The 610-nt window shown below is 43.8% G+C and carries 1 protein-coding gene; it reads right to left on the reverse strand.

Features of this window, described 5'->3' with window-relative positions; genetic code table 11:
- The coding region (locus AB4585_RS22115; RefSeq protein WP_372170959.1) for a hypothetical protein at positions 1-610 on the reverse strand (610 nt) is incomplete at both ends.

The raw sequence follows: 610 nt of genomic DNA on the forward strand, positions 1-610 counted from the left end.
GGTGCTTAAGTGGTTTAAACAATTCGAATTGATAGCTGTTATCTGAGGTATCGAAAATAATTTCGAACACCGCTTCATTACTCGCTGCTGTTTGAGCAACGTAAGTAAATGTTGTGCCATTTTGTGAAACAGCTTGCCACTCTAAACTTTCTCCATCAGAGGTTAAGCCAGTCAGAACCAAATCTTCATCAACCAGTTCATACTTCACAACGCCATCGGCGCCTTCATCGACAGTGAACAGTCCATTAATAATGGTATCTTCAGATTGATCTGAACCAATTCCAGTGAGGTCATCCTCATCGACAACCGCTTCACCCGTTGGCGCACTCATTACTGGTGTGTCATCTAGCACTTCGATTGGCAATACATACTGATTAGAGTCATCACCGTCACCATCAACTGCAACGACATCAAATGGAATCGTTAAGGTATTGGAATTCGGACTTGTAGGATGATTTAGAGGACCTAACAACGTAAAGGTATAAGAGCCATCATTCGCTAGCGCGAGCGTGAAAATAGGAGTCCCGCTTGTCGTCGTACCTTGATAGGTTGTCGTGTTAGCCGCCCCTGTGATTTCTGTAATAGAAATCGCTTCAGTTCCAGAGGTCAA

It is taken from the genome of Vibrio sp. 10N.222.49.C9 (assembly GCF_041474985.1).
GTDB classification, from domain to species: domain Bacteria; phylum Pseudomonadota; class Gammaproteobacteria; order Enterobacterales; family Vibrionaceae; genus Vibrio; species Vibrio crassostreae_C.